The sequence below is a fragment of the Bacillus cereus group sp. BfR-BA-01430 genome, assembly GCF_022663115.1.
Taxonomy (GTDB): domain Bacteria; phylum Bacillota; class Bacilli; order Bacillales; family Bacillaceae_G; genus Bacillus_A; species Bacillus_A cereus_BD.
Genome location: NZ_JAKUEW010000001.1, coordinates 132,173 through 146,828, shown reverse-complemented (window position 1 = coordinate 146,828; position 14,656 = coordinate 132,173). Strand labels below are relative to the sequence as shown.

Here is a 14,656-nt window from a genome sequence, read left to right as displayed (position 1 = left end):
ACCGAAATAGCCCTTTACTTTTTTAAAGTATTTTATAGCTTGTTTGGAGCGGTGACAAGTGAACGCACATTAAAAATACTACATATCAGCCCTTAATACAAACCGTCAAATTTTGAGTTTTCTTTAGAAAAAATTTAAAATCATTTCGTAAAAATGACTTTCTACAATTTAAAAATAGTTTTACACAAAATACATTGTACTCCTTCCGTCAAAAATGCAAACTATTTTTTCTTTTTAAGCTTCCCCAACAATTTTCTCAAGCACTTTATTTTCTAATGCATTAAGCAAGGTATCTGATAGTCTTCTAGGGCGAGGTGCTTGATTTACAATATTCATAGAGATATAGCCATCTTCAATTAATATAATTCGATCCGCTAATCGTACTGCTTCTCTCACATCATGTGTCACCAAAATGGTTGTAAATTTATTCTTTAGCCATATTGTTTCAATTAGATTTTGCATTTCAAGTCTCGTCAGCGCATCTAAGGCACTAAGCGGTTCATCTAATAGTAATAGAGTTGGCTCATGAACGAGCGCTCTCGCTAATGCAACACGTTGTTTTTGGCCACCAGATAACGTGGCAGGCCATTCCTTTTTTAAAGAAAGTAAGCCAACAGCTTCTAATGCTTCTTCTGCCTTTCGTTCCCAATCATCCTTTATTCCTAACGCAACGTTATTTATAACTTTCTCCCAAGGTAACAACCTAGAATCTTGATACATCATTGTCACTTTTACTTTTGAATCTTTTACTGAAACATGATTAAATAATAATTCTCCCGAAGTCTGCGCTTCTACCCCTGCAATTAATCGTAATAGTGTACTTTTTCCACTCCCACTTTTCCCGACTACTGCAACAAATTCTCCTGAATGAATGTTTAAATTGATCCCTTTTAATACCTCTGTTTGTTCAAATCTTTTCTCTACATGTTTTAAACTAATTTGAACACCACTTTCTAGCCCTTCTGAAACTTCAAGTTCAGTCGCTGCCTTTGACATATACTCCCTCCTATTGTTTCCTGTAATTTGGATGCCATCTAAGCGCTTTTCTTTCTCCCCAGTACGCTAATAAATCTGCCGTTTTTCCAAATAAGGCATATAATACAATACTAATAATGATAATATCTGCCTGCATGAACTCCCTTGCATTTGTGGCTAAATAACCGATTCCTCTTTGCGTAGCCAATGTTTCTGCAACGATAAGAGTTAACCACATCACACCAAGCGCATAGCGCACTCCTAAAAAAATAGACGGTAATGCTCCTGGTAATAATATTCTTGTAAACTGCTGCCATCTATTTAAGCCATACATTTTCCCCATCTCAATAAACCCTGGGTCAACTGTACGAATGCCATGATACGTATTAATGTAAACCGGAAACATTACGCCAAGTGCAACTAAAAAGATTTTCGCCCCTTCATCGACTCCCATCCATATAATTACTAACGGTACTAGAGCCAGATGCGGCACATTTCGTATCATTTGAATTGTCGTATCTGAAACGCGGTGCGAAACCTTAGATACTCCATTTGACACACCAAGCAAAAATCCAATCGTCCCGCCAATCATTGTCCCGATTAACGCCCGACCTAAGCTCGCTTCCATATGGTACAATAATTGCCCACTCGTTATTAATGTCCAAGCAGACTGCAATACCGTGAGTGGCAATGGGAATAAATTTGTTGATATAACTTCAAATGTAGAGATCAATTGCCAAAGAATAAGCAAAATAACAGGGAGAATCCAAGGTAATACGTTATAAATAAATTTATTTTTCATTCTAATCTCCCCCTATTTATCATTTAAGTTTGGCGCCCAAGCATTTTGAATTGGCATCACATCTTTTACAGAAATTTTGTTAGATATTAATCCGATGCGGTAAAAAACATCTGCCTGCTTTTGCTGTGGTTGAATGATATCTTCTGAAATGTTATCTACACCATACTGTCTTCTCTCAATTGCTCTTTCTAAAATCTCCTCTTTTAAACCAAGCGTTTTCGCAAGAAGTTGAACTACCTCTTTTTTATGTTTGTTCGCCCATACATCCGATTTGTTTGTTTCTTCTAAAATAATTTTAATTAACTCAGGGTGTTTCTTAGAAAAAACATGATTAGAAAAATAAAAAGTCCGATTTGGATATTCATTACCACCATCTGTAAGAGTGATTGGTTTTAAGTCATTTTCAAGCCCCGCAAAAAACGGATCCCATGAAGCAATCGCATCTACTTGTTTTGTTTCAAATAACGCCCTTCCTTCAGAAGCATCTTTCGTGTAAACAAATTGAACTTCCTCTAACTTTATCCCCTCTTTTTCTAATGCTAATACCGTTAAATAGTGGTGATTGCCACCTTTTACTACTGCAATCTTTTTCCCCTTCAATTCTCCTATTTTTGTAATGCCAGAATCTTTCGCTACCATTAATCCTACACCTTCAGGATTCGGTTTATCAGCGCCTACATAGACAATTGGTTTATTTGTAGCTTGAGCAACAATACCAGGGCCATCCGCTCCATGCCCATAATCAATATTTTCAGTAGCCAAAGCTTCCATCAGCAATCCACCTGTTGTAAAAAGCTTCCATTCTACCTTATATCCCTCTTTTTTTAACCTATCTTCTAAATAACCCTTCTCTTTTAAAATGTTAAGCGTATTCCCTTTTTGATAGCCAATCCTAATTGTTTTATCTCCTTTTTCTTTTCCGGCTGTTTCTTTATTTCCTAAGTTACATCCAGTTAAAATGGTTAATGCGCTCAATATTGTTACAACATAAATATAAAGGATGCTTTTCTTTTTCTTCATTTTCCCCACCCCGTTCATATGAAAATTACTGTGACAAAACTGTTTTATATCAGGCATCCCCCCTTTAAATACAAAAAGAGACTTATTCCAAAAAATGAAATAAAGTCTCTAGTGGTCTAGTCAACTCTTATATTTAATTAACAATAAGTGTAAACTCATCATTCCGATTAGTCAAGTATGATTTAACCAGAATACAACCTAATAACTACTGCTTAGAACAACCTTTATGAACAAATTGAACCATCAACATTCATTCTAAATTCTGTTATAAAAATTTTTCTTTTTCCCCACAGAAAAACACCTCCAACTGGTCGCTATATCTACCGACAATGGGGGTATTTTACCCTTGTTCCACTTTATTGGGTCACGCTAAATCAACTTATATAGGAAGTTACCTCCACCAATCCTACAAATACTCCCCCACAATCTGTTCCATAAAGGATGAAAAATCCGTTTCTTCATTTGTTAATTCTAGTAAACTTTCTTTATAGAATGCTTCATCTTCGGGTGTTGGTGTAGACTTTGCCCTAAGAATGGTTGCCATTACCTTTTGGCTTATCCGTTCTCTAGCTCGAACAAGTTTGTCCCTGTTCAAATCGGCGTGCTTAATAGTTGTTTCTCCACGTTTTTGATTTTGAATAGGGACAATTTCTCCGGTTATAATATCAAATGTTAAGTACTCTTTCGGGTCGTCTACTGCCGGGTCAAGAATAGGGTATTCATCATCCCACTGATTTTTTTTAGCCATATTACACTTTTGACAACACCAGTGTAAATTATTCCATTCATATGTTAAATGATGAAATTTAGGAAGCGCCTTTGGCTTCCGGTGCTCGATATGTTCATAACTTTCAATACCAAGGTACTTTTCACAATAACAACATTTCCAGTTATACATCTTTTCTAAAGCTGCTTTGACATCTGGTTGATTGTAGTTATTTTTTAAAGAGGATGATACCTTACTAAATTCTCCAGCTTGCTGAATGGCCGCTAGCAGGTCGGCCGTCCATTTACCACCATTTATTCTTAAACTATCTGGGATTGTACTACGATTTACCTTTTTCATTTCATCCAATGCATCTAACTTTGCTAAAGTCACAGCAGGATCGTCTTCTGGCAACATACGATATAGCCTCAGCTGTAAGTTGCTTCAGAATCAATTCTTCTTCCGTTAACTTTCTTTGTAGTTTTTGAGCGTATAATTTTTTTACTTCTTCAATCTTTTTTTGGACAGCAGGCACACGGTTCACAGTTCCCATGACATTTAATAAAATATCTTCCGTTTGCCAACCATACGGGCTATTTTGATTTTCATTCCTAATGATTCCATTATCTTCATATAATTGAATGATTTCGCCTTGCTTACATGAAGATATTACAATTGGCGCATGTGTAGTTGCGATAAATTGTACTTTAGGAAACGTTCGCTTTAAATCCTCAACAATTTTCCATTGCCATTTTGGATGAAGATGTAGATCTAACTCATCAATTAGAACAACACCTGGCGTTTCTTTTACTGCCATCTCCTTAAGCTGCGGATTTAAAAGTGACATACGGAAAGCAAGATCAGCTACCATCCCAATTACACTTCTATATCCAGCACTCATTAAACGCAACGGTATCGATTGTTCACCTAATTGTACAATGACTTCTTCTTCTTCAAAATCATACACCATACTTACCGTTTCATTATCTTTGGCGAGCCCTCGCATAAATTCTTCAACTGCATGTAAAGTGGCATCTAACTCCCCAATCTTTTTCCTCTTTTGAATTTGAATCATTGTCATTCTGCGTAACCAGTTTACAAATAACTTAATATTTGATTCTGCTTCTAAACAATCTGTATAACCAATGAATCTCGATAATTCCTGGCGCTCAAATGGGTCTACCCACTTATTTTTCTTTTTGGAAAAAAGTCTTCCTGCACTCTGATACGAAATAACCGGCAATACGATATCATGATTTTTTTCTCTGTAATTCTTCTTCAAATAGCGTAAATACTTTTTCTTTACGTATATATAAATGATCTATCTTTTCTGCACTTTTCACAATATAAGATTGAACAAATTGTAATCCATCCATGCTTCCACTTCCTTATGCCACATACTCCTTTTATTGTAGCATACGCGCAAACTCACAATATAACCTATTCTATTTAAACCGAGTCTCCGAAACATTCTCCATTCAATGGTGCAAAATACTCTTTCCTACATACATTTCATAAGGAGTATCTCCAAAAAAGCAAAAACCATCCGCTTGATTCTTTGTCTCATTCCTCGTTTATTTCTTTACCTTCTTCATCCAATCACTTCAAATTTGTATACTTCTCCATTGTTATGCACATACTTCTTTTAGTATCGATCAAGAGATAATTTCAATCCAATCGAATTTTAAAATTATTTAGTAAAAACAAAATAATTTTAACAATTAATATATTATCGCTTTTTTAAGTTAATTTTATTCATAATTTGATTCTCTTATATTTTTTGAATATACTTTTCTTATAACTAGAAAAGGAAGTGCATTATATGATAGAAACCTTTAGTAGATTTCTTGGGATGACGAATAACATTTTATGGACATATATTCTTCTTGCAATGTTAATCGGCCTTGGGCTTTATTTTTCCTTTAAATTGAAATTTGTACAAATTAGCCATTTTGGCGAAATGATACGATTAATAAGTGATGGATTTAGTGGAAAAACAAAGAAAAAAGGTAGTATATCTGCATTCCAAGCATTTTGTTTAAGTGCAGCAGCTCGCATCGGAATCGGAAACTTAGCTGGTGTGGCACTCGCGATTTCAATGGGAGGACCTGGGGCCGTATTTTGGATGTGGTTCATCGCGATTATTGGTGCAGCTACAAGCTTTGTAGAATGTACGCTTGCACAAATTTACAAAGTAAAAGACGGAAGCAGATTTCGCGGAGGTCCTGCTTATTACATGGAGAGAGGTTTAAAGAAGCGCTGGATGGGCGTTTGGTTCTCACTCCTCATTACCGTTACTTACGGATTAATTTTCAACTCTGTACAAGCTAATACAGTAACATTAGCATTTAAAAATGCTTTCGGTGTGGAACGTTATGTAATAGGGATCGTATTAGCTGTATTAGTGGCGATTATTATTTTTGGTGGTATTAAAAGTATTGCACGTATTTCCGAAACAATCGTACCTCCAATGGCAATCGTTTATATCGGTGTTGCCGTTTTTGTTGTTATTAAAAATTACTATATATTGCCAGATGTTTTTCTAGAAATATTTAAAGGTGCTTTTGGTTTAGAGCAAGCGATCGGCGGCGGGATTGGAGCTGCAATGAAGTATGGAATTCAGCGCGGTTTATTCGCAACGGAAGCTGGTATGGGGAGTTCTCCAAACGCTGCCGCGACATCAGATGTATCGCATCCTGCAAAACAAGGATTCATTCAAGCACTCGGTGTTTTTGTAGATACATTCTTAGTATGTACTTCAACGGCGTTTATCGTATTGTGCTCTGGAGCATATAAAGCAACAAACTTAGAAGGTATTGAATTAACTCAAAACGCATTAAGTTCACAAATTGGCCCATGGGCAAGCAGTTTCTTAGCCATTATTATTTTCTTATTTGCTTTTAGTTCATTACTAGGCAACTACTATTATGGGGAAACAAATATTGCGTTCATTAAAGAAAGTAAACTATGGCTACTGATTTATCGTATTGCAGTTGTTGGAATGATACTATTCGGATCCATCGCAACACTTCAAACAGTTTGGAATATGGCTGATTTATTTATGGGACTAATGGTATTTACAAATTTAATTGCGATTACACTTCTTAGCAAGTTTGTATATGCGACTTTAGCAGACTATATAAAACAAAGAAAAGCTGGAAAAGATCCCATTTTCCGTGCAAGTTCTATCCCCAACTTAAAAAATACAGAGTGTTGGGAAGACAATCATGTAGAGAAAGAAAACCAAGCGATATCGTAAACTTTTGAAATCCCTCTTAAGAGGGATTTTTTATTTTTAAATACATCAACTCCTACTCTTTTGGGGCATATACTGTCTAAAAGCTAAAAAGGAAGTGATTTTCATGTACTACGGCACAAAAGGATGGTACGTAGCGGAGCTGAAAAAATTAGGCATTCGTTATCATGAGGGACGGAAATTAGAAAGCTACCGAGGACATGTACTGCGCAATTTACTGGCGGAAAAACAAAAGAAAAGTGAATAGTTAGAATAAACCGATAAAACGATATTGTTCATTCTTTCTAAAATATCGGCGATTCGACACGGAATATCGACCGGTCGACAAAATTCGCCGAAACTAAGAACGAAAAAACAAGTATATAAAAAAGTGGTGCCCTCCCTCCGGGGGCACCACTTTTTTAACGATAAGCAGAAACGTTATGTCCTTTTGCTTGGTAATAGTCTAGAATACCAGCGTAGATTGCTTCAGCAGCACGCTGTCTCCATTCTGGTGAAGATAGTTTTTCACCTTCTATTTGATTGTCTACAAATCCTAGTTCTGTTAATACAGCTGGCATTGTATTTTCACGAACTACGTATAGATCCCCTTCTTTAACGCCTCTGTCGCGTGTTCCAAGTGCATCTACAAGACGACTTTGGATTTTTTCAGCTAGTAAACGACTATCGTCTACATATGGATTTGTTGCACGTGTTGCTGATCTGTAGTAATAAGTTTCTGTACCGTGAGCCGTTCCGTCAAAACCGTTACCATGAATACTTACAAAGATATCCCCGTTATTTTGTTGTGCAAATTCCACTCGCTCTCTCAGAGAATCTTTTGCATCTGTTCCTGGTCGTACATCTGTATCATGTGTTAACAATACAGTAAACGGCGTTTTTTGTTCAAATAATTTTTGTACACGCAGCGCTGTATCTAGTACAATTTTACTCTCGTCCATATTTACGCCTGTATGACCTGGATCGATCCCGCCATGACCTGGATCAATAATGATCGCCTTTCCTTCCAAGAAGTTATCTTGTTTTGGCGGATTTAATTGATTTTTATCGACCCATTGAAAACCAGAGCTTGTCCGAATGCGAATCCAGCTACCGCTTTCTTCTATAACTGTTACTGTTTGCGGTGCATATGTACCTAGTATTTTCGATGAGTGTGACGCTTCTTGATATGTAGTAAACGCGCTATGAATTGCTTCTTTCTTTTCCTGTAACGGCGTCCATTTATCGCCTTTATCCGTTACAATTTTCAGCCAACCATCTTCTCGCTCTTCTTTTACCACAACCATTTGCGGTACATGTTGATTTGATGTAATCCCTGAGGATAAGGATGGCTGATGATATGTAATGAAATATCTGTTCATATACATTCTTTTTGATGTGTCTGCTTTTTGCATATCCGTTTGTGCGATAAATTGCGCTGCTTCTGCGCGCGTCACAATACCATTTGGTTTCCAGCCGTCACCAGTACCCTTTGAAATCCCTAATGCAACCAATGTATTTGCTTGTTTTTCGCCCCAATGCCCTTTTAAATCAGCAAATTGCGTTGGTAAATTACCAATAATTCTATTATTTAGCTTATAAGCTTCAACAAGCATAGATGCCATGGAAGCACGATCAATGTTTTTTGATGGGTTAAAGTGACCGCTCCCATCTCCTTTAATGACACCAGCTTTTTCAACTGCTGCAATATATGGGGCTGCCCAATGATGTTTGGCATCCTGGAATGACGGCTTTGCTTCTTTATTAATCTGTAAACCTAGTACCATAGCTATTAACTTTGCAGCTGAACCACGGTCAATTTCTTCTGATGGTGAAAAGGTTCCATCTGGTTTTCCATCAAGTGCATGTTTCTCCACTAAATAGTCAACAGATTGTTGTGCCCAACTTGGTACATCTGGAAATGTCTTCTCTGCTGCTGAAGTACTTAATGGATAAGTAAATAAGTTAGCTGCCAAAATTCCGGCTGCGATTACTCCGTATTTCATTCGCTAGTTTCTCCTCTCAAATCTTCTCATTCTCAAAATCTCATTTATTAAAATAGTACCTAAATTAGTGTATTCCATTTATTAATTTGAGTAAATATGAATAACATTAATTAATATTTAAATATTGATTACAGAAACGTATCATTTAGATATAACGATAAAAAAACCTTTCTACCTAGCTCAACTTTGAAGTAGGAATAGAGAAAACAGAGCACCACATATTTTACAACAAAAAAATGATATCTTTACACGAAGATATCATTTTTCTCGCTTTGAAAGGATTTATATTTCTTAACTCGATAGCGGTGTGGTGCTACACCTATTTTGATTACACTTAGAGCCGCGGAAAAAATATGTAGAAGTTTCCACAGTGTTTTGCTCATTATTTATTGTTTTACATATCGAATACGAACATTATCGCCCATGTGATAAATTTGTAATGTATTACCATCGTAGTTTTGCAATTTATACATTACACGATCATTTGTTAGCTTTACTTCTTGCCCGTCTTTTACTGCTTTTGTTACTTTTAATGTTAACTGGAATGATGGAACATCCACTTCATATGTTCCTGTTAAATAGTTATCCTTATTCGGATAAGAACCATTCGCATAAGTCTCAAATGTCTTATCACCTTTTAGTACTAACGTAGTTTTTACGCCACTACCGTAATCAATACCCTATACCCCTTAGTTCGTTTTATTACCAATACTCTTTGCTGCTTCTTCAAATAGTTTTGAACCTTCTTTTGCTTTTGATACAGCTTGATGCATTTTACTCTCGTCTTCTTGTTCTAATGCGTCAAAGAGAAGTTGGAAACAATCCGCATATAGTTCCATTGACTGCTTTATCTTCGCTTGTTCTTCCTGTAACGCAGGAGGTGCTTGTAGATTCTTCAGTTTCGTTGTGGTTGCCTTTGCTCCACCTAAACTCAGTTGTACTTCACTTTTCTTTTGTTTGTATGACTTTACGTCTGAATCTGCTATTCCTTCAATTAATTTCATTGTATCTTCAATTTGAGTAGCACTGTTTATAATATCTGACTTGTATCTTTCAACATCTGAACCAGTTACCGTACCAGTTGAAGAACTAGAAGAAGATGAGTTGCTTGAAGAAGAACTTGGTTGACTACTTGATGAACTACTGTTTGTACCTTCATCTTTTGTTGCAGATAAGCTATCCTCTTTCTTGCTATCAGTTGACTTACTCTCTTTTTCAGAAGCCTTACTCTCCTTCTCTACCTTTTGCGTGTCTTCTTTCTTTGGTTCAGCTTCCTTACCGCCAGTTTCAATTGTAATACAACCACTCAATAACATAACTGGTAACGCTAAACTTACTAATTTCTTTGCTTTCATGATTCCTAATACCCCTTTATTTGTAAAATTTCGTACAAAAAAAATTAATATACTTAACTAAGAAATTCCCCCCCAAATCATTTCTTGGAAACTACGATCCATAAGTTAACTATATATTCATAATTTTTCCATACATATTATTTTTACAAAGAATTACATATATGGTCAAATGTATTTATGTAGTAATATCCCATATCTGAATCAGCTGTTAGCGTTTTAAACCCATTTGAATATAAAATGCGAATGCGATGAAACGGTACATTTTCTATGACTGATAAAGGTTCTGAAAGTTGTTTCTGTAAAATAGAAATGTAGAAGAACTTACACCTAGTATTAAAATAGCTATTAGTAAAGGTAAGTTTTTAACCAATTTGAATCCCCTTCTAAACATAACATCCTTATATTACAAAATTATTTATGCGATTAATTATAACCCAATGAGTATGGGGCGTTGAATGAAGCTCATAAAGAACGTTTTTGCAATCAGGTTAGCTTATTCATTCGGATGATTAAAGAAAAACCTAAAATATTCTGATTTAAGTACATTGTAGAAGAAATGTTTTCCATTTGCTAGATTTATAATTTCACCAATTTTATTTCGACAAAATCCGACAAAAATTTATCGTTGTTTCTGTTATTATGTTCTAGAAATCTTATATAATATACGGAGGAAACAAAAATGAAAAAACCTTTCTACAAAAAATGGTGGTTTTGGGTTATTGTTGTTATTGTAGTAATCGTTGCTGCAGGTAATGGTGGCAAAGATACAGAAGAAACAAAAACAACTTCTACTGAACCAAAACAAGAAACAAAAAAGGATGAGCCTAAAAAGGAGCTTTCTAAAGAAGGTGAATCTTCTAAAGTTAAGATTGCTGTAGGATCTGTTGAAACATTAGATTCTGTTGGTAATGAATATGTGAATGAAAAAGCGCAAGGTGTATTTAAAGTAGTTGAAATCTCAATTACAAACGGTCAAAAAGACGCTATCACTATTGATGCTAACAGTTTTAAATTAGTTGATGATCAAGATCGTGAGTTTAAATATTCTACACAAGGTCAAACGTCTTACGATATTGCTAATGGCGGAAAATCAGACTTTTTCTTAAAACAACTGAATCCTGGTTTAACTCAAACAGGAAAGATTGTATTTGATGTACCACAAGACGCTAAAGGATTCATTTTAAAAGCTCGTGGTGGTATGATGGGTAAAGAAATTAAATTAAAAGTTGAATAGTTAGAGGGGAACTTTCCCCCTTTAAAATGGACAGTTTCATAAAAAGACCTTTAAGAATCAAGCAAATAAAAGATGGCTCCGGCATTGTACCGGAGCCATCTTTTATTTGCTATACTTTTATTGATATTAATTCAAAATAAAGTCTGATAATTCATAAAGAAGTTTGATTAAAAAACTACTTAACGAATCGTAAGAAGAGACTGCCTATTATTCATAGACAATCTCTCTTATTTTATCAAACTTATATATTAGCGATACGCTGACACGTCGTTGCCTTTCCACTCATAATAATCTAAAATACCAGCATAAATTGCTTCAGCAGCACGTTGTCTCCACTCTGGCTGAGCTAGTTTTTCACCCTCGATCTTGTTATCAACAAATGCTAGTTCTGTTAATACAGCCGGCATTGTATTTTCACGGGTCACATATAAGTCTTTATGTTGTACACCTCGATCGCGTGTTCCAAGTGCCGCAACAAGGCGTTTTTGAATTTTTTGAGCTAACATGTAGCTTTCATCTACATGTGGGTTTGTTCTTTTTGTTTTAGAGTTATAATAAAATGTCTCTGTTCCATGAGCTTGTCCGTTATATGCATTACCATGAATACTTACAAAGATATCCCCTTTATTTCTTTGTGCAAATTCTACTCGTTTTTTTAGGGAGTCCGCTGCACTGCTTCCTGGTCTTGCATCTCCTTCACGTGTTAACAAAACAGTAAGTGGTGTTTTCTTCTCAAACAGTGTCTTTACTCGTCTCGATGTATCCAACACAATTTTACTTTCTTCCATATATAAACTGTCTTTCCCTGGGTCCGGATCACCGTGACCTGGATCAATGATAATTGCTTTTCCTTCTAGGAAGTTCGCTTGTTTCGGCGGGTTTAATTGATTTTTATCCACCCATTGGAAACCAGCATAAGTACGAATACGAATCCAATTTCCATTTTCTTCCATAACTGTTACGGTTTGCGGTTCATATTTCCCTAATACTGTAGAGTTGTGAGATGCTTCTTGATATGTAGTAAATGACTCACCGATATACTCTGTTTTCTCATGTAATGGCGTCCATTTATCACCTGTACTTGTTGCAATCTTCATCCAGCCGTCTTTTCGCTGTTCTTTTACTTCAATAATTTGTGGTTTATGCTGATTAGACGTAATACCAGATGAAAGGGATGGCTGATGATATGTGATGAATGGTCTATCCATATACATTCTCTTAGATGTATTTTCTTTTCTCATATCTGTTTGTGCAATCAATTGAACTGCTTCCGCTCGCGTTACTTGACCTTCTGGGTCCCAAACATTTCCTTTTCCTTTAGACATCTCTAAAGCCGCTAGAATGTTCACATTTTTTCTGCCCCAGTGATCTTTTATATCATCAAATTGATTTGGGATTTCCCCAATAATTCTCCCTTCTAAAGCATAAGCTTTAACAAGCATCGTCGCCATAGAAGCCCGATTGATTTTACCTGTTGGATTGAATTTCCCATTCTCGTCCCCAACAATCACTCCAGCTTTTTCTACTGCTGCAATATAGGGAGCTGCCCAATGATTTTGCGCATCTGTAAACGATGGTTTTGCCTCTTTGTTCACATCTAATCCAAGAACACTTGCTAATAATTTAGCTGCCGATCCACGGTCAATCTCTTCAATCGGTGCAAATGTCCCATCTGGCTTTCCATCCAGTACATTCTTTTCAACTAAATAGTTCACTGAATCTTGCGCCCAATTTGGCACGTCTGGGAAGCTTTTTCCCGCGGCCAAACTGCTCGTTGGACAAGATAATACCGCAGCTGTCAAAATGCCCGCAACAACTTTTCTGTAATTCATAAATCAATCCTTCTCCTCTCAAAATCTCTCATTTTCATCGTAAAATATTCATTCTACTAATCACCTAAAATATGTCAACTATAATAGTTTACATTATTAAAATATTATAGTAAACATATTTTTAAAATATACTCCTTTGAAGCATTAAAAAAGTGAGTAGTACCGAAACACCACTCACCTTTTTCAACGATTGATTACTCTTCTACCATCGGTGATAACACATATGCATAAACAAGTGCTTCTGTATGTGCAATTGAACTTTCATGTGTACGTTCAAACGCATGGGATGAATCAATCCCTGCTCCAATTAATGCATGTTTTATATCGAATCCAGCTCGAATCGCTGCTGAAGCATCTGATCCGTAATATGGATAAATGTCTACTTTATATGCAATCTTGTTTTCTTTCGCAAGTTCTACTAGGTGCTTGCGTAAGCCATAATGATACGGACCGCTAGAATCTTTTGCACAAATGGATACCGTATATTCATCTGAAGCTTGTCCATCTCCTAACGCTCCCATATCGACCGCTACATATTCTACCGTTTCTTCTGGAATGTTGGAATTTCCCCCATAACCAATTTCTTCATTATTAGAAATTAAGAAATGCGTTGTATATGGTAATATCATCTTTTCATCTTGTAATCGTTTTATAAGTTGTAATAGAATACCGACACTTACTTTATCATCTAAATGACGCGACTTTATGTATCCGCTTTCTGTAATTTGCACACGCGGATCAAATGAAACAAAATCTCCTACTTCAATGCCTAATGCGCGCACCTCATCAGCTGAAGATACTCGCTCATCAATGCGGACTTCAATATTTTTCTCATCACGTTTCGCTTCTCCTGCATCTTTATATACATGAACCGATGTTTGGTGCATTAAAATTGTCCCGGTATACGTTTTTCCGCTCGATGTTTCAATCTCACAATATTCTCCTTCCACGGAATTCCAGCGAAATCCACCAATCATCGATAAACGAAGGCGACCATCCGATTTAATTTCTTTTACCATCGCCCCTAACGTATCGACATGTGCTGTTACTAAACGGTGCTGCGCCTCATTTTTTCCTTTTAGCGTCAGAATAAGAGCTCCCTTATGATTTCGTTTCGTCTCTACATTCCATTCCTTCACATAGTTTTCAATAAAGCTTATAATTTTCCCTGTATTTCCAGATGGACTTGGAATTGAAACGAGCTGCTTGATCAGCTCCATCGTTTCTTTTGTTTGATGTGCCACTGTCATTCCTCCTCTTTTTTCCCTAATATTCAGTATACAGAAGTATTTATAAAACCTCTACTTCTCTTCTATACATCTTTTTTCAAATTTCATCATTATGGTAAAAGATAATTATAAAATTCACAAAAAAACATGGAGAAATTCTTTTACTTTGGTTATTATCATCTTTATTCTGCCTACAAGTCTCTTACGCTATCGATACTTCTATCGCCATTTTCAGGATGAATCTTTACATCAGAAAAGCACA

13 protein-coding genes and 1 pseudogene are annotated in these 14,656 nt (G+C 36.0%); 3 read left to right on the top strand and 11 right to left on the bottom strand.

Annotation, left to right across the window (positions count from 1 at the left end):
• Positions 1 to 234: 234 nt before the first annotated feature.
• From MR058_RS00765 to MR058_RS23240, 6 genes are all read right to left on the bottom strand, one after another.
• On the bottom strand, positions 235 to 996 hold the full coding sequence (locus MR058_RS00765; protein WP_242141967.1) for an ATP-binding cassette domain-containing protein: 762 nt from the start codon (positions 994 to 996) through the stop codon (positions 235 to 237).
• Between the two features lie 10 nt (positions 997 to 1,006).
• On the bottom strand, positions 1,007 to 1,777 hold the full coding sequence (locus MR058_RS00760; RefSeq protein WP_242141965.1) for an ABC transporter permease subunit: 771 nt from the start codon (positions 1,775 to 1,777) through the stop codon (positions 1,007 to 1,009).
• 12 nt (positions 1,778 to 1,789) lie between these two features.
• On the bottom strand, positions 1,790 to 2,797 hold the full coding sequence (locus MR058_RS00755; protein ID WP_242141963.1) for an aliphatic sulfonate ABC transporter substrate-binding protein: 1,008 nt from the start codon (positions 2,795 to 2,797) through the stop codon (positions 1,790 to 1,792).
• A gap of 406 nt (positions 2,798 to 3,203) precedes the next feature.
• Positions 3,204 to 3,920 carry a retron system putative HNH endonuclease gene (locus tag MR058_RS00750; protein ID WP_242141961.1) on the bottom strand — a complete coding sequence of 239 codons (717 nt, stop codon included), beginning with the start codon at positions 3,918 to 3,920 and terminating at the stop codon, positions 3,204 to 3,206.
• A complete protein-coding gene (locus MR058_RS00745; RefSeq protein WP_242141959.1) occupies positions 3,865 to 4,785 on the bottom strand; it encodes an AAA family ATPase in 921 nt (306 codons plus the stop codon). Before MR058_RS00745 ends, MR058_RS00750 begins: the two co-directional genes overlap by 56 nt.
• Positions 4,754 to 4,879 (bottom strand): hypothetical protein, encoded by a 126-nt coding sequence (locus tag MR058_RS23240; protein WP_277926656.1) that lies wholly within the window; start codon positions 4,877 to 4,879, stop codon positions 4,754 to 4,756. Before MR058_RS23240 ends, MR058_RS00745 begins: the two co-directional genes overlap by 32 nt.
• 446 nt (positions 4,880 to 5,325) lie before the next feature.
• Between MR058_RS23240 and MR058_RS00740 the strand changes: the two genes are divergently transcribed.
• Together MR058_RS00740 and MR058_RS00735 are read left to right on the top strand one after the other, a co-directional pair.
• A complete protein-coding gene (locus MR058_RS00740; RefSeq protein WP_242141958.1) occupies positions 5,326 to 6,762 on the top strand; it encodes an alanine/glycine:cation symporter family protein in 1,437 nt (478 codons plus the stop codon).
• A 103-nt stretch (positions 6,763 to 6,865) separates the two neighbouring features.
• Complete coding sequence (locus MR058_RS00735) at positions 6,866 to 7,006, top strand: YflJ family protein (RefSeq protein WP_242141956.1); 141 nt, start codon at positions 6,866 to 6,868, stop codon at positions 7,004 to 7,006.
• A 154-nt stretch (positions 7,007 to 7,160) separates the two neighbouring features.
• On the opposite strand, the gene MR058_RS00730 is transcribed toward MR058_RS00735, so the two are convergent.
• From MR058_RS00730 to MR058_RS00715, 3 genes and pseudogenes are all read right to left on the bottom strand, one after another.
• A complete protein-coding gene (locus MR058_RS00730; protein ID WP_242141955.1) occupies positions 7,161 to 8,744 on the bottom strand; it encodes an N-acetylmuramoyl-L-alanine amidase in 1,584 nt (527 codons plus the stop codon).
• Positions 8,745 to 9,130: 386 nt separating this feature from the next.
• Positions 9,131 to 9,424, bottom strand: a pseudogene (locus MR058_RS23235) (DUF3994 domain-containing protein); the annotation flags it as partial.
• Between the two features lie 9 nt (positions 9,425 to 9,433).
• Positions 9,434 to 10,099: a DUF7018 domain-containing (lipo)protein gene (locus MR058_RS00715; RefSeq protein WP_242141952.1), complete on the bottom strand. Its 666-nt coding sequence runs from the start codon at positions 10,097 to 10,099 to the stop codon at positions 9,434 to 9,436.
• A 679-nt stretch (positions 10,100 to 10,778) separates the two neighbouring features.
• On the opposite strand from MR058_RS00715, the gene MR058_RS00710 reads away from it, so the two are divergent.
• Positions 10,779 to 11,333, top strand: coding sequence for a DUF4352 domain-containing protein (locus MR058_RS00710; RefSeq protein WP_242141950.1), 555 nt, complete (start codon positions 10,779 to 10,781; stop codon positions 11,331 to 11,333).
• Between the two features lie 248 nt (positions 11,334 to 11,581).
• Here MR058_RS00710 and MR058_RS00705 read toward each other — a convergent pair whose 3' ends face one another.
• The gene (locus tag MR058_RS00705) at positions 11,582 to 13,165 is read right to left on the bottom strand and encodes an N-acetylmuramoyl-L-alanine amidase (RefSeq protein WP_242141949.1); all 1,584 of its coding nucleotides are present in this window, start codon (positions 13,163 to 13,165) and stop codon (positions 11,582 to 11,584) included.
• A gap of 194 nt (positions 13,166 to 13,359) precedes the next feature.
• Positions 13,360 to 14,409: a M42 family metallopeptidase gene (locus MR058_RS00700; protein WP_242141947.1), complete on the bottom strand. Its 1,050-nt coding sequence runs from the start codon at positions 14,407 to 14,409 to the stop codon at positions 13,360 to 13,362.
• Between the last annotated feature and the right edge of the window lie 247 nt (positions 14,410 to 14,656).

Coding starts and splice junctions, on each gene's coding strand:
- MR058_RS23240 (WP_277926656.1), bottom strand. CDS start 4,879: ATGGATGGATTACAATTTGTTCAATCTTATATTGTGAAAAGTGCAGAA.
- MR058_RS00710 (WP_242141950.1), top strand. CDS start 10,779: ATGAAAAAACCTTTCTACAAAAAATGGTGGTTTTGGGTTATTGTTGTT.
- MR058_RS00705 (WP_242141949.1), bottom strand. CDS start 13,165: ATGAATTACAGAAAAGTTGTTGCGGGCATTTTGACAGCTGCGGTATTA.
- MR058_RS00755 (WP_242141963.1), bottom strand. CDS start 2,797: ATGAAGAAAAAGAAAAGCATCCTTTATATTTATGTTGTAACAATATTG.
- MR058_RS00760 (WP_242141965.1), bottom strand. CDS start 1,777: ATGAAAAATAAATTTATTTATAACGTATTACCTTGGATTCTCCCTGTT.
- MR058_RS00750 (WP_242141961.1), bottom strand. CDS start 3,920: ATGTTGCCAGAAGACGATCCTGCTGTGACTTTAGCAAAGTTAGATGCA.
- MR058_RS00715 (WP_242141952.1), bottom strand. CDS start 10,099: ATGAAAGCAAAGAAATTAGTAAGTTTAGCGTTACCAGTTATGTTATTG.
- MR058_RS00735 (WP_242141956.1), top strand. CDS start 6,866: ATGTACTACGGCACAAAAGGATGGTACGTAGCGGAGCTGAAAAAATTA.
- MR058_RS00740 (WP_242141958.1), top strand. CDS start 5,326: ATGATAGAAACCTTTAGTAGATTTCTTGGGATGACGAATAACATTTTA.
- MR058_RS00730 (WP_242141955.1), bottom strand. CDS start 8,744: ATGAAATACGGAGTAATCGCAGCCGGAATTTTGGCAGCTAACTTATTT.
- MR058_RS00765 (WP_242141967.1), bottom strand. CDS start 996: ATGTCAAAGGCAGCGACTGAACTTGAAGTTTCAGAAGGGCTAGAAAGT.